The organism is Neosynechococcus sphagnicola sy1, from assembly GCF_000775285.1.
GTDB classification, from domain to species: Bacteria; Cyanobacteriota; Cyanobacteriia; order Neosynechococcales; family Neosynechococcaceae; genus Neosynechococcus; species Neosynechococcus sphagnicola.
The window spans coordinates 19,098-39,082 of sequence record NZ_JJML01000041.1 but is presented as its reverse complement, the minus strand read 5'-3'; the positions used below and the strand labels follow the sequence as shown (position 1 = coordinate 39,082).

Genomic DNA, 19,985 nt, shown 5'->3' with positions numbered 1-19,985 from the left:
GGGCTTCGAGCTTCTAAAGAGGATTTTGTGAGGGGCTATCCTCTCCTGACTGATTGCGCTTAATGGGTTTGGGAATGGCTTCCCGACGGGGGGGAGCTACTGCGGTACTGACGGTGCGCCGCACAGGGCGAAAGTTGACTCTCGGCTTACTAGGAACCCCTGAGTCCCCCTTGGGACGATTGACCCGTTTGCGCGGCGGTACAATCGCGATCGAAGTAGCGTGTTGAATCAGGAGGGTATGTCCCTGTCGCTGCACCTCTAAATCCCAGAAATACCCCAGGGCTCTGGGTGGGAGATTCCCTTGCAATTTCAACTTAAATGCTTTCTCCGGTTCCCCCTTCTTGCGAGGGCTCTGCTGAATTTTGACAATCACATTCTCCGTTTCTGGTACTACAAAGACAACTTCACCGCGGATGGAAAAGTAACCATCAGATGGTTCTGGGATACTGTCAACAACGGAGGGTGAGGTTGCTGGGTCGGCTCCGATCTCCATGCGATTTAAAATTTCTGGCTCCCAAACGCCAACAATTTGCACGTGGAGGCTCTGATCCAAACGGCCCTGGGTAACTCGGGGATAGACCACCCACAGATACTCGCGATCGAGCTGGAGATGATTTTTCACCAGACTCATGACCCGCCCCAACAAAACCGCATTCAGCTGAGTTCCCTCCATCGTTATCAAGGTACCGCGGGTAAATTGTTCGTCTGACGATACATACTTCCCTCGAACCAACCCAATGGCTCGATATTGCATCGGCTCACTCGGGGGTGGAATTGGTTGATGGCGAAAGACAGAAGCGGATAGATCATCCGGGGGGGGGTCATCCAGCGTCAAGGGGGGAGGGGACGGCGGACTCCGACGCAGCAGTCGTCATGGGTTGCCGGTTAGATGCTGCCGCTACAGATTCTGGGGGTACCGTGGCTGCGGGAGAAGTTGTTACCTCAGCCTCAAGCTGGGGTTGCTGTTCAGAGGATGGGGGGAGGGAGGAGGGCTGAGAGAGCCGCTTACGCGAGGGACTCATACGCTTCGATAGTTCCAGATTGGAAGCTTAGATCATAGCAGTCAGCTTATTTTACCAATGTGACCTTGCGATAACGCTGCCGCATCCGTATTGCTGCCTCATACCATCATACTGAGAACCTCTCGACAACCGCAGGATCTGGATGGGCTTCAGCCCTTCCCGGAATCAGCCCTCTAGGTCGACACCGGAAACAAGCCATTTCCGCTGATAATGGCAGATAGAGTTCAAGGCCAAGATGTGTTTGAGAAGCGTCGTTGGTTAATCAACATCGCCCTGGTTCTGTCAGTTTTAGGGTTTGTCGGTTTTTCGATGATCCCTCTCCTTAGTAGCACGTTTCAAGCCAGCCAATCCGCTAGCAGCCCCTCAGCAGCAGCCACAGCTCCTACTTCTCGTAAGGCGGATCTAGAAGCACAGGAACGCGGCTACACCCTGGTCTTACAGCGAGAACCGGACAATTTGACGGCGCTCCAAGGGTTGTTAGAAACACGGCTGAGACTGCTGAATGAGTTTAAGCAGGGTGACCCCAAGGATCTGATCGATCCCTTGGAAAAGCTGGCCAAACTCAGACCTGAACAGACCAGCTATGCGGTGCTCCTGGCCCAAACCAAAGCTTATTTGGGCGATCGCGAAGGAGCAGCCCAGACCTACCGGGACGTTTTGCAGGCCAAACCAGGGGATCTCTATGCCTTAAACGGGTTAGTAGATCTCTTGATGCGTCAAAACCGCCCAGAGGCTGCCATTGGTCTCTTGCAAGACACGCTGAAAGCAGCCTCCCAGGCGAATCAGGTACAGCCTAACGGGATCAATGTCGTCTCGGTACAAGTGCTTCTAGGAGAGGTCTATACCAAACTGGAACGCTATGGTGAGGCGATCGCCACCTTCGATCAGGCCATGAAAGCCGATCCCCAGGATTTTCGCCCCGTCTTTGGGAAAGCCCGTACCCTGAAAGATCAAGGCAAGGTGACGGAAGCAACCCAACTGTTCAACACAGCCTTTAACTTAGCCCCGGCAAATTACAAAGACCAAATTCGGGCTCAAATTAGTCTGTTGTCAACCCCTGCTTCTGTGACACCAGATCCGATTATCGGCCCCAGTACCACCCCTGTCCCCCAAACCCCTCCCAGTAGTTCGCCATGAACCCACCCCACCCATGGGATTAATCGTCTTACTGGATGGGAGTGCCATTAATTTAGTTGTATGATTTCAGGGTTAGCGATCCGCTAGGAGATGATGTATGGGAGTTGCAGTTGGCATGGTTGAATCACGGGGGCTCCCCCCGACCCTGGCTGCAGCAGATGCAATGTGTAAGGCTGCCCGCGTTACCTTGGTGAGCATGGAAAAACTCAGTGGCGGGTACTATACTGCCGTTGTGCGGGGGAGTGTTTCTGAAGTCAAAATTGCCGTCGCTGCGGGGGTAGAAGCTGCTAAAAAATGCACCTGCTACGTGGAAAAAACCGTCTTTTGTTCCTCCCATATCATTGCTCGTCCCCACGAGAATGTCGTCGGGGTACTGCCGATTGATTACACCGATAGCGTGGCCGAATTTCGGGTTTAGTCCCAGCGGTGATCGCTAGGAAGGGCGGCCAAATTGCAGTTGATAGACAATTTCTTCTTTTTCGGTCTCAATTTTTAAATCGGAACGGGGATAGGAAACACACAGCAGGGCATAACCTTGATCTCGGATTTCAGGGCTGATACCCATTCCATCGCTCTGATCCACCGTTCCTGCTACCAACGAAGCCGCACAGGTAGTACAGACCCCAGCACAACACGAGCTAGGTAGCTCTAAGCCAGCTTGGTTCGCAGCTTCTAAAACGGTTTGATCCTCAGGCACCGTGAGGGTGTGGCAGGTGCCTCGGTGTTGGATTTCAACGGTATAAGTCTTGGACATAAATGGCGGAGAACAGGCAGGTTTTTGAAGAAGGAGTCGCTCATAACTAAATCTGCACCGTTACCGATGGATAGCTACTTGACAGACAGCTTCAGTTTGCCCATTGTCCCATGAATCCCGGACGCAGCCCAAGCTATCCCCTACAATAGGCAAAGGGGAAGAGACTCCCTGGTTTGCTGGTTTGCCAAGATGGCTGAAAAGACACGTTTTAGCGAGGCTGCTGTTATGATTGCAACTCCCATTTCCAGTCAGGATATCGCCGCCCTGAATGTGGCTGAAGTTGAACAGTTGGCGAAGCGCTTGGAGCAAGATCAATACACCAACGTCTTTGAAGGTTTAGAGGATTGGCACCGCCTGCGGGCGATCGCCTTCCAGCGTCCGGAATTGGCAGCTCCCTACCTACATCTGCTGGATTTAGAAGCCTACGACGAAGCGTGAATATTCAGGGACGGCGAGTGCTCATCGGCATCACGGGAGGAATTGCAGCCTATAAAGTCTGCGACCTAGTTTCGACCCTGGCAAAATTAGGTGCCAATGTTCGTGTCCTGCTGACGCGAGGCGCTGAGGCATTTATTACCCCCCTCACCTTAGCAACCCTGTCCCGCCAGACCGCCTTCACCGATGCCGATTTTTGGCAACCTCTGCCCCGCCCCCTCCACATTGAACTCGGGGAATGGGCTGAACTTTTGGTCATTGCCCCCTTAACAGCCAATACCCTCGCCAAGCTAGCCCACGGCTTGGCAGATAATCTTTTAACCAATACGGTTTTGGCCTCCACCTGTCCGATCCTGTTGGCACCAGCTATGAATACCGACATGTGGGAACAACCAGTGGTGCAGCAAAACCACCAACGGCTTCAGACCCAGCTTCGCTATCACTGGGCCGACCCGGAGGCTGGAATTTTGGCCTGTGATCGCGTCGGCACCGGACGGATGGCTACACCCACAAAGATCCTAGCCCAGATCCAATCCCTGCTGTACTCCCAGGGACAGCGAGATCTGGCCAATAAGCATCTGTTGATCAGTGCTGCCAGCACCCGCGAACATTTTGATCCGGTGCGGTTTATTGGCAACCCAGCCACGGGCAAAATGGGTTTAGCCTTAGCACAGGCAGCGCTACACCGAGGTGCCAACGTGACGCTGGTTCATGGCCCCATTTCCTGGGAACCTCCCCAAGGGATAACCGCGATCGCGATTACCAGTGCGGCACAGATGCGCCAGGTGATGGTGAGTCAGTTTCCAACAGTGGACTGGGTGATTATGGCCGCTGCTGTTGCCGATGTTAAACCACGCCATTACAGCCCTGAGAAATTACCGAAGCGATCGCTGCCCTCCACCTTAGAACTAGAATTGGTACCGGATATTCTGGGGGAGTTGAGTATTAATAAACAACCCCATCAGCGATTAGTGGGCTTTGCAGCTCAAACCGGCGAGATCATTCCCCCGGCTCTGGCAAAATTGCAGCAAAAACACCTAGACGCGATCGCGGCCAACCCCATCGACCAACCAGATAGTGGCTTTGGGAGTGAACAAAACCAAGCTGTTTTCCTCGATCGCCAGGGACGGCAGACGACCATTCCCTTGGTGAGCAAGCTGCACCTCGCCCATGCATTGTGCGATTTTGTGCAAACGATCCCTGATGCAGTGGGGGCTAGCCCCGCTCTTTGGGGAAATTGACATCAATCCGGGGAAGTTATAATGAGGGCTACTCAAACCCTGGTTTTTGCTTGCCCGCATTCATCGTTGGCAATTGAATGAAATACACCAAGAGTGCAATCCAAGAGTTTCTGGCACAGGTTCCTCCGTTTAGCCAGCTCTCTCCAAACGCATTAGAAAAACTGGCCCAGAAACTCCAACTCTTGCGGTATCGAATTGGACAGAAGATTTGTGTCCAGGAAACCATGCCTCCCCACATCGCCCTGATCTATGAAGGACAGGGACGACTGCTGGCTCAAGACCCCCGCACCCAACTGCTCAGAACCCTCAATATCCTCAAGCCAGGGGAAATTGTAGGCTGGGAGAGCTTACTCCGGGGATTCCCCTGCGAAACCGTGATTGCCTCCACAGAGGTCACCTGCTTGGTGCTGAAAGCAGCGGAATTTCGTGGTCTGCTGGCTCAAGAGCCAGCTCTGGTCGAAGCTTTTCGCAGTCGCTGTGGTTGGGTGGAAGTTTTTGATCTCCTGGGCAGAGAACTGGAACGCCGTGCCGATGGGGCCACGGATCTCAAAGACCTCACCTTCAACCTCCAAGCAGAAGCGATCGTCCGCAATCTCCCCAGCGATCGCAAACTACTACAGCCATTAGATCCGGAGTATCTCTGGTTCATCAGTGGTGGGGTCGCCTCGGTTGAGGATGTGGGCCACCGTCTCGTCGATGCTAGCATCCAGCTACCCCCCAGTTCCGAGGGCACAGAGAGCATTCGGATCGTCGGCTTTCCCAAGGTGGAATTTGATCGCCAACTGACCGCCACGGCCTTAGAGTCTGCTCCTGTCCCGGTTCATGGTGAAGTCGTACCCTACGCCACAGATGAAGATCTGGCGGCGGATCCTGATAGTATCCCCCAGTCAGAGAAGACCCATTACCCCTGGATCTCAGCCAGGGGGCCTGTCGATGCGACGATCGCTTGTTTTCAGATGCTCAGCCAATTTCTGGGTTTTCGCCTGCAGCGTGATACGGTGAGGCGCATCATTACCGACCAAGCCCAACGCACTGGCAATATTTCCCTCCAACTCTGTGGGGCGATCGCCGAACTCCAGGGTCTTCACTCCCAATTGGTGACCATCCCCGTGGTGCAGATGAGTCGCATCGAAACCCCAGCGCTGATTCGCTGGCAAGATAGCTTTGCCATTCTCTATGAAATCAGTGACCGGGAATTTGTCCTTGCCAGTCCAGAAAGTGGGCTGCTGCGGCAGAGACCCAATTTGTTTGCTGAAATGTGGGGAGATTCAGGAGAGGTACTGCTGCTGAAACTCACCAAACAAACCCCACAGCAGCGGTTCAGTTTGAAATGGTTTCTGCCCTCCGTTAAGCGCCACTCGCGGGTGTTAATTGAGGTGTTCATTGCCTCATTTTTTGTGCAAATCTTTGCCTTGGGGCAGCCGCTGCTATTCCAGATCATCATTGATAAGGTCATTAATACTGGTGGACTAGATTCCCTTAATGTCCTCGGTGTTCTAATGCTTGTAATGGCTATTTTTGAAGGGATTCTCAGTAGCCTTCGGACTTACCTGTTTGTGGACACGGCGAACCGGATTGACATGAACTTGGGCACGGAGGTGATCGACCATCTACTGCGTCTGCCCTTGAGCTACTTTGAAAAGCGCCCTGTGGGGGATATCGCCAGCCGCCTGAATGAACTCGAAACCATTCGCCAGTTCCTCACGGGCACTGCCCTCACGGCGGTTCTAGATTCAGTCTTCTCGGTCATTTATATCGTTGTGATGTTTATCTACAACGTCCCCATGACCCTGATTGCTCTTTCGGTGGTGCCCTTGTTTGGCATTCTCACGGCGATTGCCTCCCCGCTGAGGCGTCAGCAACTGCGGGCTAAAGCAGCCCGCGCCGGGGAGACCCAGGCCTATCTGGTTGAGGTTGTCTCCGGCATTCAGACTGTGAAAGCCCAAAACATTGAGTTGAATGCTCGCTGGCAGTGGCAGGACCGTTATGCCCGCTATGTGAGTGCTGGCTTTAAGACCGTGATGACCTCCACCACCGCTAATTCCCTCGGTACTTTTTTCAATAAATTGTCGAACATCCTGCTGATCTGGGTGGGTGCGTATCTTGTGGTGAACAATCAACTCACCGTGGGCCAGCTGATTGCCTTCCGGATTATTGATAGTTATGCTACAGGGCCACTGATCCGTCTGATGCAGTTGTGGCAGAACTTTCAAGAAGTCTCAATCTCCTTGGATCGCCTCAGCGATATTATTGATACCCCTCAGGAAGTCGAGACCACCGGCAGGGACAATATTCCTATGCCCCAGATCAAGGGCTCGGTGCGGTACGAAAATGTCTTTTTCCGCTTCAAGCCCCAAGGGTCTTGGCAAATCAACAACGTCAGTATTAATATCCCCCACGGTGCTTTTGTCGGGGTTGCAGGACAGAGTGGTTCTGGCAAAAGTACCCTCGTGAAGCTGTTAACCCGCCTTTATGACTTAGAAGCAGGTCGAATTGTTATTGATAAATATGATATTGGTAAGGTCGAACTCCACTCCCTGCGAGCTCAGATTGGGGTGGTGCTGCAAGATACCCTACTGTTTGATGGAACGGTACAGCAAAACATTGCCTTGACCAATCCCGATGCAACACCGGAGCAAATCGTTGAGGCTGCAAGGATTGCCTATGCCCATGATTTTATTATGAACCTGCCCATTGGCTATAACTCAAATGTGGGTGAGCGGGGAGCAGCGCTTTCTGGGGGACAGCGACAAAGGGTAGCGATCGCCCGTACGGTTCTCCAAAATCCTAGCCTCTTAATTCTGGATGAAGCCACCAGCGCCTTAGATTATAATGCCGAGCACCAAGTCTGTGAAAACCTCAAGGTGGCCTTTAAGGATCGTACCGTTTTCTTTATCACCCACCGCCTGCCATCCATTAAGAGTGCCGATATTATCTTAATGATGGATCAGGGTTCCGTAGTCGAGCAGGGAACCCACCATGAACTCATGAGCCTCAGAGGTCTTTACTACTGTCTGTATCAGCAACAAGAGTCTGAGATCTAAGTCAACCTATTGCCAGGAGTCTGACACCGTGAATCATCAAAATGGATCCAAAAAGCCCCAGAACGGTCGCAAGCCTCAGAATGGCAAGTCATTGGCAGATAAACCGCCCGTGATGACTTTACCCCCGAAGCTCACGTTACCGCTGCTTAAATCCTATCAACCCCGTTTTGACAAGTCAGTGGTCTTGGAACAACCCGGTTATTGGTCTCGTGCCATTCTCTGGGCAATATTGGGTTGCGTCACCACCGGTCTCGTCTGGGCATTTAATGCCAAAATTGATCAATCCGTACAAGCCACCGGTGCCCTGGAACCCCATGGATCTGTGAAGGAAGTTCAGGTGCCAGTTCCTGGGGTGATCAAGACTGTTAATGTCGAAGATGGGCAAACCGTCAAACAGGGTGATCTGCTGTTCAGTTTAGAGGCGACTTCCGCAGCGGCGCAGGTGAAGTCCCTGCAACAAGTGCGAACGGCAGTGATCCAGGAAAATAATTTTTACCAAGCGCTGATTCAAAGCTCCACCCCCATGAATCTCAGTGAGCAGACAATTGCTCAGCTGAAACTAAAGCCAGAACTGGCGGATCTCGCCAGAAGCCGTAACACTCTGGTGGCTGAAAATCTCTATTATCGAACCCTGTTAAGGGACAATGGGTCTGGGAGCCTCAATTCCGACCAACGAGAACGTCTGCAATCGAGTCAAGAAGAACTCAACTCCCGGCGCTCAGCAGCTCAGGCGCAGGTTGCCCAGCTAGAGAAGCAATTGAGTGCCAATCAGGCACAGTTGTCTCGATCACGGGATGTGCTCAAGGTTAACCAGGGAATTCTCAAGGACTTGGAAAGCTTGGTGACGGAGGGGGGTAATTTCCCGATTGCAATATCTGAATCAGTTGCAGACCGTCCGCACGAATCGAGGGGAGGTGGAGCAGCTCACCCAAGAGCAAGGTCGCATCCAGGCGGCCATCGGTCAGGCGCGAGATCAGCTACAAAACACCCAAGATGTCTCCAGAAAAGACTCCCTCACCCAAATTGCTAATAATGAAAAAAACCATTGCCCAAATTGACAGCCAGCTCTCGAAAGCTATTGTTGACAATAAAAAACAAATCTCAAGTATTGATGCGCAATTGAGTCAAGCCCAGCTAACGCTCCAATACCAGGATATTCGCTCGCCTGTGGATGGAGTTGTGTTTGATCTCCAGGGGGGGCCAGGTACGGTGGTCAACGCCAGTGAACCTGTGGTCAAAATTGTCCCGAGCAACAGTTTGATCGCTAAGGTCTACATCACCAACCGTGACGTGGGTTTTATTCGTGAAGGCATGGAGGCCGATGTGAGAATTGACTCTTTCCCCTTCACCGAGTTTGGCCAAATTCATGGCCAGTTATATTCACTGGGGTCGGATGCCCTGCCGCCGGATCCTGCTAAACAGCTCAATACCTATACCTTCCCAGGGAAAGTGATCTTAGATCAGCAATTCCTCAAAACGCAAACCGGTCACCAGATTAGTTTGCAATCTGGCATGTCTGTGCACGTTAATTTGAAAATCCGCGATCGCACGGTGATGAGTATCTTTATCGATCAATTCACCCGTAATACTGAAGGTCTGGAGCATCTGAGGTGAGGCAGTAGCCCTATCGTGTCGGTCACTGAAGTTCCCTTAGTTAGCGTCATCATCCCAGCTTATAATGGCGATCGCTACATTACCCAAGCCATTGAGAGTGTCTTAAATCAAACCTACTCTCACGCCGAAATTATTGTCATCGATGACGGTTCCCAAGATTGCACCCCCCAGGTTTTAAAGCCCTACCAGCATTGCATTCAGTATGTGTACCAAAAGAATCAGGGGGTTGGCAGTGCTCGCAATCGCGGCCTAGAGATGGCGCGGGGAGAGTTCATTGCTTTTCTCGATCAGGATGATGTTTGCCTCAACGAAAAATTGGCATTGCAAGTTGACTGTATGGAGCGCCAGCCTGAGATTGGCATGGTGCATAGTGGCTGGCGGATTGTTGATCAAGACGGTCAGCACCTCGGGGATGTGGAACCTTGGCATCAAGCCCCGACGCTCGATCTACCGACCTGGATTTTGCAGATGCCCGCGTTTTTGAGTGCGATGTTGTTTCGACGATTTTGGCTGCGTCAGGCGCAGGGTTTTGATACCAGCTTTCGGCAAGCTGGTGATGTTGATCTGCTCCAGCGGCTCGCCTTGTTAGGCTGCCAGACAGCCTGGTTACCGCAGGTCACCGTTTGGTACAGACAGCATGGGCAGAATGACTCCCTCAACACCCGACTCCAAACTGAGGAAGCCTGGAGCGTGCGCGATCACTTTTTTAAGCGGTCTGACCTGCCGGAGGCCATTCGGCAGCTTGAGCCTCGGTGCCGTTATAACACCTTGGTTTGGTCTGCCTGGCGTCTCTATCTCACAGGCTATCTGTTAGAGATGGTTCAATGCCTGGAAAAATCTCTCACCTACACCCCCTATCTGCGAACAGAAACGGTGCTGGACTGGGTGACGTGCTTTTCTAACTATTCAGCCGCCTATGGACAAACCTTAGATTTGGCAACCTTAACCGCCTTGCCCGGTTGGCAACAGCTGTTAATCAGAACGGTGTTGTGATCCAGATACAGTTATCGCCCAAGGCTTTTGGCGATGGTGTGTCGGGCAAGCATCCCAGAAACAGCATTTGACAGTCTGAGGAATGTTCTCAGCTGTCTGACCAGTAAAATCATCAATCCCCTAGCTCCCTTAGAGATGAGTCTCCATACCGTTCTTGAAACCGATGTCCTCGTGATTGGGGGCGGCACTGGCGGCACCGCCGCCGCGATTCAGTCAGCTCGGCGCGGCATCCCAACGGTTTTGGTCAGTGAGTATCCCTGGCTGGGGGGGAATGTTGACAACTGCTGGGGTGAGTGCCCCCGATGGTAACGAACTGGCTGCTTGGCAAACAGGAATTTGGGGAGCCTGGGTGCAGGAATTGCAGCGGCGGCAACCCGGTGGGCTTGATCATGGCTGGGTGAGTTTCTTCACCTATGATCCTCAGGTGGGAGCCGCAATCTTTGCTGACTGGGTAGCAGAGTTGCCCCAATTACAGTGGATTGCTGGGCAGATCCCCCTGGAAGTGCTGCGTCAGGATACTCAGATTACGGGGGTGAGATGCCATAACTACACCATCCATGCCCAAGTAGTGATCGATGGCACCGAATTGGGGGATTTGCTGGCCCTGGGGGAAGTCCCTCACCGTTGGGGCTGGGAACTGCAATCAACCTTTGAGGAACCAAGTGCGCCCGTCACCCCCAACGACTTGACTGCACGCTATCCAGTGCAAGCTCCGACCTGGGTTGTGGTGATGCAGGACTATGGTGAGGGAGCCATGGCTCCCGAAATTCCCCCACCCCTAGGAGATCGCCCAGAACCGTTCACCAGAGCCTGGGAAGGTTATGGGGCCGAGTCATTTCTCAACTATGGTCGCCTCCCCGGCGATCGCTTCATGATTAACTGGCCGATTCAGGGCAATGACTATGGGGAAGGCGTAGGGCGATTAATCGGGGCCGCGTCAGAGCGAGCCGCCTTTCTCCAAGAGAGTTGGCTCCACACCCAACACTTTGCCCATTTCATTCAAACTCAACTGGGACGACGCTATGGACTGGCAGAGTCCCCGTTCCCACAGGTACCTGACGCCCCCGGAGGTGGAGCCTATGCCCTCCATCCTTACTATCGCGAAAGCCGCCGCCTTCAAGGACTGACCACGATTCGAGAGCAGGATCTACTGCCCCTACCCGGCGGACAAGTTGCTGCCCTCCCCATCAATGATCAAGGTCGGATCGAAGCGATCGCCATTGGGAATTATGCCAACGATCACCACTATCCCAGTGGGGATATTCCCTTGCAACCGAAGTCAATTCGCTGGGGCGGGCGCTGGACAGGAACCCCATTTACAATTCCCTGGCGATCGCTGGTGCCGAGAACGGTAAATGGCTTGCTGGTCTGCGAGAAAAATATTTCCGTATCCCACATCGCCAACGGGGCAACGCGCCTGCAACCGGTGGTCTTGGGAATTGGTCAAGCGGCAGGTATGGCAGCGGCACTGTGTATTGAGCAGGGGTGTCAACCGAGAGATTTAGCCGTTCAAGATATCCAGGCAGCTCTCTTAGAAGATGCCATCGCTCCGGCAGCGGTGGTTCCGTTGTTGAATCTGCCACCGGATCACCCAGACTGGCACGCTTGGCAGTCCTATTACTTAGCCCATCCCGATCAGTATCCCCTGGATGGCTACTGCCCCGCCCCTCTTGTTTTCGCTCCCCCCTCAGCCACAGCTCAACGCTTTTCGGGCACTTTTCAGCGTCAGTCACTCCAAAATTACACACTGACGATTCCAGGCGGGGGGGCACTGACATCTCCCCCCTGGAGCTTGGTTACCCTGCGACCTGAAGTCGATCAGCAATTACAGACTCTTGCCGATCAGCAGTCTTTAAGTCTCTGGGGGCGCTACAATCAGTCGGGCAATTGGTTGCTGGTGGAAGCAATTGATAGTTAGCAATCCACGCGCTTCGCACCTTCAGGGTGAAAGCAACGGTTCTCATTAGTGAGTATATATGCTTAGTAAAAATCTAGTTACTTAGAAAGGAAGATCTTTGCGAAAGTGTAAAGTGAGGTGTAAAATGGGATCTCTGGGCATCCTTTTGATATATGAAAACAGTAGCGCCGAAAATGAGTTTTGCGCCCGTGTTCTACACACTGGCTCAAGTGCAATTTAACCCAATTGCTCAAATGTCGGATTATGTTGCTCGTTTGCAGGAGCGCCTGCGCCGAGGTGGGTTCCCTGACTTTCAAGCCGAAAATCAATTTGAACTCACAATTCGCCGACTGGACGAATCACAACCAGATGTTCAGCCTCAGCAGCACATGCGCTGGAGCTTCATGAATGCTAAGCGCACTGAAGGATACCTATTGCTCTCAAATGCCTTGGTTTTTAACACTACTATATACGACACCTTCGCAGACTTCTTACAGAAGACCATCTTTGGCTTAAGCCTGGTTCACGAAATTGTTGAGTTGGCTTATGTTGAACGGATTGGACTTCGTTATCTTGATGCTATTGTGCCGCTGAGTAATGACACGCTACAACAATACTTAAACCCATCTTTGCTGGGCTTTTCTGCGCATCTACAGGGTCGTCTAAACCATAGCTTTACTGAGACTGTCACAGTTATCGAGGAGGGCAATTTAGTTGCTAGAGCGGTTATTACGGATGGAGCATTAGCTTTGTCACCTGACTTGATTACGTTACAACTTGAACTACAAGCCCGGTTTAAAGAGATTAATGGTCGGAATGCTGTGCTAGATACTGACTATTTTGTTGTTAAACGAAACAGTTTCGATCTCAAAGAAATTGAAGATCAACTTTTGAAGGCGCATGACATCATCACAAATGCTTTCAAGGTTTCGGTGACTGACTACGCTAGAGAAAAATGGGCTTAAGAATATGAATACAATACCTAAACCCTATTCCCAGGCTTCTCTTCATCGTATAGACACCTTTAGTCCTCATGCACACATCGCATTAGGGGTTAATCTATTGATTTGGACAGCAGGTACTGGTGGCATCATGACTGCACATAGTACAGCTGAGGTACTAAACCGATTTCATTATCCACGTATACATGTCGAACCTTCTGGAGCGAAGCAGATTGATATGCGATCCCCTGCGGAGCATATTGCAAACATCCGTGATGTATTTGCTGTAAATATGTCTGATCTGGCTTCTATTCTTGGGGTCACTCGTCCTACGGTCTATGCTTGGCTGGCAGGACAAGAGCCAAAGGGAGAAGCAGTAATACGTATTCAGCAGTTGTCTCGCGCCGCAGACAAATTTAATCAAGCAAACATCATCCGTCTAGATAAATTGGTGCATCGTCCAATTTTAAACGGGCGGTCCTTGCTCGATATACTCAAGACAGATGAAGACCCTGTAGCGGCTTTAGCCACCCTCAAAGTAATAGCCGATAAAGAAGCGCAGACCCGTCGCGAGCCTAAGGGTACTGGCAAACACTTAAGATCACTCGACGATGTATTAGGCGAGTCTTCTGTGGCTATCTATGAGAGGAGTTAGTACAAGAAATGCCTTGGTCTCGAAACACCATATGGCGACAAGGTAGCGTACTGGCTCAGAAAGATTTTCAGTCAGTGGGCTTGACCAATGCACTTGATACTGAGCTGGCTATAGCAATATCCCACGATTGCGATATCGCCAATGACAATTTGGATACTGAACCTGTTGTAGAATTCATTTTTTCTCGCATTCTAGGGGAACACAATGGGAACTACACTCATGGGAAAAATCCACGCATCCTGCACCTAGATTACATACACAATGGACAAACTGTTTGGATTGAACTAATCGCCTCAAGAAGGGTTATAGTTCAGAAAAATTCACTTGAGGCAATCCAGCCTGATCAAACCTACAGTCTCATCACCCGCCAAACCCTTCAGAGTTGGCTCGCTGTGAGATATCGTCGCATTGCTCTACCAAACAGTCTTGTGGAAAGACTTTGTTACGTTTCTAATTACATCGAGAGGGAAGGAAAGAGAAATTCTTCTGGAATCTTGTCTTTTCGGCTATCTTATGAACCCCAAGACGAATTGCTTCCTGAAGAACCTTATGAGCTATGGTTGAGCATTGTCTACGTCACCGACAAGGCTGAATATGCTGCTATAGCTGCGGACATAGCACAAAACTTGAAGACTGAATTTCCAAACCTTTTAGAAAAGACAAAGGATAGCGGTACGGTGGATTTGCGTAAGTGTGAAGCGGTCTCTGAAACAGAATTCACGCTTCGCGATATGCGTGACACAGTTGAGTACAATCTCGAACACTTAAGCTATCGCACTGAGCCTTCGGGACCGGTAATTTAGATAACTACGGAGGATCGCAAGTTGGCGAAAGTGCAAGAGTGATCGGGTATAACAAGCTCGATGTACACCGACCGTATAAAGTTGGTTGGTTGGGTCTGAGAGGTTGTCGGCGGCGGGTGAACGGGGTCGTTAGCAATCCACGCGCTTCGCACCTTTAGGGTGAAAGCAACGGTTCTAGTTAGCGAGAATATATGCTTAGTAAAAATCTAGTTGCTTAGAAAGCAAGCTTCCCCAGGAATGATTTCAACTTAACGGACTTACCCTTTATGGAATTTGAAGACTTTGAGATTTGCGATCGCGATCTGAGCGATCAGATGCTTACCCAGTACCTCTCGGCGGCGGCGATCGCAGTAGATACGGAAACTATGGGCTTACTGATGCATCGCGATCGCCTCTGTCTGGTGCAGTTGTGTGATCCCCAGGGCAAGGTAACAGTGGTAAGAATTCAACAAGGACAAACCAGTGCCCCCCGATTTAAAAGCCTTGATGACCGCACCCACAGTCGTCAAAGTCTTCCATTATGCTCGGTTTGATGTGGCAGCGTTTCGCCACCATCTCAACATTGAAGTCAAGCCTCTTTTTTGCACCAAAATTGCCAGTAAACTCGCCCGTACCTACTCCCCCAGACATGGACTCAAGGAGTTGGTGATGGAGCTGGAACAGGTAGAACTAGACAAAAGCTCGCAAAGTTCCGATTGGGGTAATGCGGCAGCTTTATCTCCAGCCCAATTACGCTATGCCGCCAATGATGTGCGCTATCTATTGAGCCTTCGAGAAAAGCTGATCGGGATGCTGCAACGGGAGGATCGCTGGCAACTGGCTCAGGATTGTTTCCAGTGTTTGCCCACCCTGGTGTCTTTAGATTTGTTGCTCTACCAGGGTGTGTTTGAGCATTAGCTCTAGCACGGTTAGATTATTTTTGGAGATCCTCACGGATGGCAGGGAGTTGGTAGGGTAGAGCATCATCCTCTTCCAATTCTCTCTTGCAAACGCCCCTGAATGACGCTGGTGATCAATCCAGGTTAACTTTGCACGTCGCTGTATTTTGAATATTGATCAGCTTCTAGAGTGCATCTCCAGTCACATTTTATATCGTATTAAACCAATTCACCCATGTCATACAAGAAATCAATTAACCGCCTGTCACAGTAATACCAGAAATCAGAAAAGAGAATAGTATCAGCGTTAAAAGTCGCAACTATTCAACTGCCAAAGTGGAGGAAAAGGAACTATGAATCACGAGAATACAAATTCCCCCGATCAAATCAATGCTAACCGTGATCCAATTTCTGGAGAACCAGGAGCACATCCCTTGGGAACAGGTGTGGGAGCCGCAGGTGCTGGTACTGTAGCCACAGTGGTTGGTGGTGTAGTTGCTGGTCCAGTTGGAGCTGTAGTTGGGGCGGTGGTCGGATCTGTGGTTGGGGGTTTAGCTGGTAAGAGCACAGCTGAGCATATTAATCCTACTTTAGAAGATAATCATTGGCGGGAGAACTATAGTTCTCGTCCTTACGTTGAGGCAGGGACAAGCTACGAAGATTATCAACTTGCCTATCGAACGGGCTATGAAGGATATGCCCAGTATGGACATAGTGGTCGAGGTTACAGCGATATTGAGTCAGATTTACAGCGTGATTATGAAGCGAAGCAGAGCGGAAATCTAACATGGGAAAAAGCTAAACATGCGGTCAAGGATGCATGGGATCGAGCTGCCACCTCATTAGTGCATTAGGCTTTAGCGCTTGGTTGGGAAATAATTCCCCCACTTTATCTGCAATAGATACAAGTTCCCTGACACTTCAATGTACCGCGATCGCTACCAAGCTTACAAAGAAGGGGATTTTACTATACTTACCCTTCCTTGTAAGCTTGTTTCCTACAGGAAATAAGTAGCAGTAATTCATCGATCTTTTTTGTATTTTTCTCCCTTTGGTTTGTGCGCTCAAGCTACTGGTGGCGTAACTGAGTAAAAGAGGCGGAGCGCTAAAACTCCGCTTATTTTCAACGCCGCAAGCAGACGAGGAATCTGACTTCTAGGAGATTCACAATCAAGGGTTTTTATCCGCCCCTAGAGAGGTTGAGCGATCCTGTAATCGCGCCAGTATGGGCTAGATCACTCAAAATTTTAACCATACCAACCGTTGCTAAAACTGCTATCAGGATTGCCAAGAAATTAGGAGCTCCCAGGAGCGTATGGGCGGGAAGATTGGGAGTGGTCAGAATCCAAATCACAAAAAAGGAAGCAATGTGGATTCCTAAGAGTAACGCTGCCAGCCATTGAGGCAAGCGACTCATCAGGATTGACAAGCCTACAAACAGCAAGGTCATGGTGGCATAGGAACCCTGGTGAATAACGGTGGTTCCCGGCCCAAACATCGCTAGAATCCACACCAGAGAACTAGATAACCCCGCCCCTAACAGCAGCCAGACGAATTGACGTTCATATCGTTGGCGACGCATTCTTGCTGGAATGGGACGCAATGCCAGCAGCCAACCTAGGTTCAAAATCCCCAGGGCTTTGAAGACATAGAAAAACTCTTCTTCTCGCCACGTATTAAACGTCGAGCGATCGCCCAGTTGCCGCCAATTAGGTCTTGAAATCCGCCAACTCCCCAGCAAGGTTTTGGCATTGTCCCATTTATGACTCAGCACCTGGGGGAAGGTCAGCTTTTGATAGGAGTCCCGAATCGTCTGCCAAGTAGAACGGTGATCAATGGGAATCACCCCGCCAAGATGCCATTTCACTAAGCGATTTCCCGGCGGTTCATAGAATTTCTGATAGGCACTCCACGGGGCAACCAGCAGTGATAACAGGGCTAACCCCGCGATCGCCCGTGGCCAGCCAGGGAAGTAGGCAGGCACCAGCAAGGCGACAAACAAGATCGGCATCGTAAACACCACGCCCCCGTGGGCCAACAACCCCAAGGCCAGGGCGATCGCCCCCAGAATGACCTGAAGCCAAGTGGGACGTTGACCCCGGCGAATTTGCGTCACCAGTATCGTCACCGCCAGAATGGTTAAGGCTCCAGCAAGAAATTTCGGCCAGACAAACAGACTGTTAAAGAGATAGAAACCCGAAAAGATACTAAATGCCAGCACCATTGCCAGGATACGCCGAGGCAGACACAATGCTCGACACAACGACCAGGTTGCAGGTACCCAACTGCATTGGATAATCGTGGCCAGGATTTGGTACTGTAACCCCCCACTCCAATGGGTCAAATTCATCAGGGGGCGTTGTAACAGAATCATTCCCGCCTGCAAGGGCGGGCGATCGCTACTCTGCCAGTCTCCATGGAGATGGCGGGGATCTATGCCCTTGTAGAGCCGCTCCGCAAACATGCGAGGGATAATGTTATCCCCCGGAAAATCATCAAAAAACCTGACCTGAATCAGTTCATCCAGTTTCACCGACGGTTCGGTGTGGGCATAGAGCACCCCTAGATAAAACTAACCCCGTACAGAACATCAGCAGCAAGGGCACAAGGATATCCGTGGGGAGTCTCCAGGATTGACTGCGCTCGGAGCCTGGAAATCGATGCCGCACCGACTGCCCCAGCACGATCCCACTAGTCAGGATTATCCCCAGACTAAAGAGAAAGCCCAGGATATAGTTGAGGAAATAGATCCAGAAGCCTAGATAGCCCAGGAGTGAACTCCACAGCACCCCCACCATCACCAGCCAGGAGTTGGGATAGGGGTGGTGTTGCCGGAGCCAGATTGCCAGCCCTAAACCAGGCACCAGAAATAAGAGAAAGTGCAGCAGGTACAAGGGGGGGATCACCAGCATCGGCAATTGAAATTGCAGCCAACTGAAGCCATTGGACTGGAGAGGGGAACTAATCCCCAGCCACCCCCCGTGGGTCTGGGAACCATCCACCGCTACCAACCGTGTTGGTTTTCCCTGCCAATCGAGGGGCAGCAACCAGCGGGTATCCAGCCACTTCTCGGTTGCAGGACGCAACAACTTTAGCGCCAGTTGGGCATGGGTATCCTGGCGTTCTAACAGTAATTGGTTCCCCTCGCCGTTGGGATAACCCGCAATGTAGAGCTTGAGGATCAGCGGTGCTTTAAACATCGGAGAGATCAGTCTACCCGTGAGGCGATCGTCCCCTAGCCAGGAACCCCAGAGGAGCAAGCCTGGGTCTTGTCGCTGTTCTCGTAGCACCCGATATCCCCGTTCTTCAAAGGGAAAGGCACTGTTGGCTTTAAACTGTCCCACCACTGACCAAGGTTGGTTCGACGGCACCAACAGCTGATCACTCCTCAGGGTAGAAATTCCCAGAAGCATTACTAGACCGGCGATCGCGACCAGAATAGCCGAGATCCAGGGAACGCATCGCCGCAAAGGTGGCAAAGGCCGCATCAGCTGAGGTCAGCTCTCCACAACCCGAGAGACCTGTGCTTGGTAGATGTCTACTAGAATGTCTCGCAAGTTGTATTTATACTGCCATTCTGGGTAGTGGGACTGGAATTTCCCTACATCGGAGATGTACCAGATGTGATCTCCAGAGCGATTATCCTCGGTGTAGCTATATTGCAGTTTCTTCCCCGACAGCTCCTCACAAATGGCGATCGCCTCTAGCATCGAACAGTTGCTGTGTCGGGAACCCCCAATGTTATAGACCTCACCCCTTCGAGGATGCTGATAGAAATGGTAGAAGGCATTCACCAAGTCATAACTGTGGATGTTATCCCGCACCTGTTTGCCCCGATAGCCAAAGATAGTATAAGACTCCCCTGTGAGGGTGCATTTCATCAAGTAGGCCAGAAAGCCATGCAACTTGGCCCCAGAATGGGCAGGCCCCGTTAAACAGCCGCCCCGGAAGCTGGCACACTTCATGTCGAAATACTTGCCATACTCCTGCACCAAAATATCTGCTGCCACCTTAGAGGCTCCAAACAACGAGTGTTTAGAATTGTCAATAGACATCGACTCATCAATGCCAATGAAGAAGGGATGATCCGCTGCAATTTCCCAGCGTGTTTCCAGTTCTTGAAGGGGCAAGAAGTTGGGGGTATCCCCGTAGACCTTATTGGTAGAGGTAAAAATGAACACCGCATCTGGGCAGAACTTGCGGGTTGCTTCCAGCAACACCAGGGTGCCATTGGCATTGACGGTAAAGTCGGTGTGGGGATCGCTGGCTGCCCAATCATGGGAGGGCTGGGCGGCGGTATGGATAATCAGGGCAATGTCCGAGCCGTACTCCTGGAACAGCCCCTCAATCTGCTCCTGGTTGCGAATGTCAATGTTGTGGTGGCGGTACTGCTCCCCGTAGGTCTCCTGGAGGCGATCGCGGTTCCAAACCGTTGAGGCACTGGCACCAAAGAAGAAGGAGCGCAGATCATTATCGATGCCAACAATCTGATGCCCCAACCGGGCAAAGAAGTGGACTGATTCTGAACCAATCAATCCGGCTGAACCTGTGATCAGAACAATAGCCATGAT

18 protein-coding genes and 2 pseudogenes are annotated in these 19,985 nt (G+C 51.3%); 14 read left to right on the top strand and 6 right to left on the bottom strand.

Features of this window, described 5'->3' with window-relative positions; genetic code table 11:
- Nucleotides 1–13 precede the first annotated feature (13 nt).
- Together DO97_RS15325 and DO97_RS24035 are read right to left on the bottom strand one after the other, a co-directional pair.
- Entirely contained in the window at nt 14–835 is an 822-nt protein-coding gene (locus DO97_RS15325; RefSeq protein WP_052128811.1) for a hypothetical protein, read from the bottom strand.
- Entirely contained in the window at nt 822–1,022 is a 201-nt protein-coding gene (locus DO97_RS24035; protein ID WP_156120610.1) for a hypothetical protein, read from the bottom strand. The genes DO97_RS15325 and DO97_RS24035 overlap by 14 nt, the downstream gene beginning before the upstream one ends.
- A 210-nt stretch (nt 1,023–1,232) precedes the next feature.
- Between DO97_RS24035 and DO97_RS15320 the strand changes: the two genes are divergently transcribed.
- Nucleotides 1,233–2,159: a tetratricopeptide repeat protein gene (locus DO97_RS15320; protein ID WP_052128810.1), complete on the top strand. Its 927-nt coding sequence runs from the start codon at nt 1,233–1,235 to the stop codon at nt 2,157–2,159.
- A 97-nt stretch (nt 2,160–2,256) separates the two neighbouring features.
- A complete protein-coding gene (locus tag DO97_RS15315) occupies nt 2,257–2,577 on the top strand; it encodes a BMC domain-containing protein (RefSeq protein ID WP_036535033.1) in 321 nt (106 codons plus the stop codon).
- A 15-nt stretch (nt 2,578–2,592) separates the two neighbouring features.
- Here DO97_RS15315 and DO97_RS15310 read toward each other — a convergent pair whose 3' ends face one another.
- Nucleotides 2,593–2,913, bottom strand: a complete 321-nt coding sequence (locus DO97_RS15310) for a 2Fe-2S iron-sulfur cluster-binding protein (RefSeq protein ID WP_036535029.1) — start codon at nt 2,911–2,913, stop codon at nt 2,593–2,595.
- A 225-nt stretch (nt 2,914–3,138) separates the two neighbouring features.
- Here DO97_RS15310 and isiD point away from each other — a divergent pair, with 225 nt between their 5' ends.
- The 12 genes and pseudogenes from isiD to DO97_RS15255 all read left to right on the top strand — a co-directional run bounded on the left by isiD (nt 3,139) and on the right by DO97_RS15255 (nt 16,268).
- The gene (gene isiD, locus DO97_RS15305) at nt 3,139–3,351 is read left to right on the top strand and encodes a protein IsiD (protein WP_036535121.1); all 213 of its coding nucleotides are present in this window, start codon (nt 3,139–3,141) and stop codon (nt 3,349–3,351) included.
- Complete coding sequence (gene coaBC / locus DO97_RS15300) at nt 3,348–4,589, top strand: bifunctional phosphopantothenoylcysteine decarboxylase/phosphopantothenate--cysteine ligase CoaBC (protein WP_052128809.1); 1,242 nt, start codon at nt 3,348–3,350, stop codon at nt 4,587–4,589. Before isiD ends, coaBC begins: the two co-directional genes overlap by 4 nt.
- Nucleotides 4,590–4,666: 77 nt before the next feature.
- A complete protein-coding gene (locus tag DO97_RS15295; RefSeq protein ID WP_036535028.1) occupies nt 4,667–7,633 on the top strand; it encodes a peptidase domain-containing ABC transporter in 2,967 nt (988 codons plus the stop codon).
- Nucleotides 7,634–7,661: 28 nt separating this feature from the next.
- On the top strand, nt 7,662–8,663 hold the full coding sequence (locus tag DO97_RS24030) for an HlyD family secretion protein (protein ID WP_052128808.1): 1,002 nt from the start codon (nt 7,662–7,664) through the stop codon (nt 8,661–8,663).
- A gap of 2 nt (nt 8,664–8,665) precedes the next feature.
- Nucleotides 8,666–9,247: an HlyD family secretion protein gene (locus DO97_RS24025; protein WP_052128807.1), complete on the top strand. Its 582-nt coding sequence runs from the start codon at nt 8,666–8,668 to the stop codon at nt 9,245–9,247.
- 15 nt (nt 9,248–9,262) lie between these two features.
- Nucleotides 9,263–10,240 carry a glycosyltransferase family 2 protein gene (locus DO97_RS15285; RefSeq protein WP_036535026.1) on the top strand — a complete coding sequence of 326 codons (978 nt, stop codon included), beginning with the start codon at nt 9,263–9,265 and terminating at the stop codon, nt 10,238–10,240.
- 135 nt (nt 10,241–10,375) lie between these two features.
- Nucleotides 10,376–12,158, top strand: a pseudogene (locus tag DO97_RS15280) (FAD-dependent oxidoreductase).
- A 152-nt stretch (nt 12,159–12,310) separates the two neighbouring features.
- Nucleotides 12,311–13,102 (top strand): TIGR04255 family protein, encoded by a 792-nt coding sequence (locus DO97_RS15275; RefSeq protein WP_036535024.1) that lies wholly within the window; start codon nt 12,311–12,313, stop codon nt 13,100–13,102.
- Nucleotides 13,103–13,106: 4 nt separating this feature from the next.
- The gene (locus tag DO97_RS21310; protein ID WP_239651778.1) at nt 13,107–13,733 is read left to right on the top strand and encodes a hypothetical protein; all 627 of its coding nucleotides are present in this window, start codon (nt 13,107–13,109) and stop codon (nt 13,731–13,733) included.
- An 8-nt stretch (nt 13,734–13,741) separates the two neighbouring features.
- Nucleotides 13,742–14,536 carry a hypothetical protein gene (locus DO97_RS21305; RefSeq protein ID WP_052128805.1) on the top strand — a complete coding sequence of 265 codons (795 nt, stop codon included), beginning with the start codon at nt 13,742–13,744 and terminating at the stop codon, nt 14,534–14,536.
- Between the two features lie 266 nt (nt 14,537–14,802).
- Nucleotides 14,803–15,433, top strand: a pseudogene (locus DO97_RS15260) (ribonuclease D).
- Nucleotides 15,434–15,767: 334 nt separating this feature from the next.
- Nucleotides 15,768–16,268, top strand: a complete 501-nt coding sequence (locus tag DO97_RS15255; protein WP_036535022.1) for a hypothetical protein — start codon at nt 15,768–15,770, stop codon at nt 16,266–16,268.
- A 326-nt stretch (nt 16,269–16,594) separates the two neighbouring features.
- Here DO97_RS15255 and DO97_RS15250 read toward each other — a convergent pair whose 3' ends face one another.
- Genes DO97_RS15250 through DO97_RS15240 form a run of 3 tightly spaced genes read right to left on the bottom strand, consistent with a single transcriptional unit; the run spans nt 16,595 to nt 19,982 of the window.
- Nucleotides 16,595–17,974, bottom strand: a complete 1,380-nt coding sequence (locus tag DO97_RS15250; RefSeq protein WP_156120608.1) for a hypothetical protein — start codon at nt 17,972–17,974, stop codon at nt 16,595–16,597.
- Nucleotides 17,934–18,902 (bottom strand): hypothetical protein, encoded by a 969-nt coding sequence (locus tag DO97_RS15245; RefSeq protein ID WP_156120607.1) that lies wholly within the window; start codon nt 18,900–18,902, stop codon nt 17,934–17,936. The genes DO97_RS15250 and DO97_RS15245 overlap by 41 nt, the downstream gene beginning before the upstream one ends.
- A 9-nt stretch (nt 18,903–18,911) precedes the next feature.
- The gene (locus DO97_RS15240) at nt 18,912–19,982 is read right to left on the bottom strand and encodes an NAD-dependent epimerase/dehydratase family protein (RefSeq protein ID WP_036535016.1); all 1,071 of its coding nucleotides are present in this window, start codon (nt 19,980–19,982) and stop codon (nt 18,912–18,914) included.
- Nucleotides 19,983–19,985: the final 3 nt, after the last annotated feature.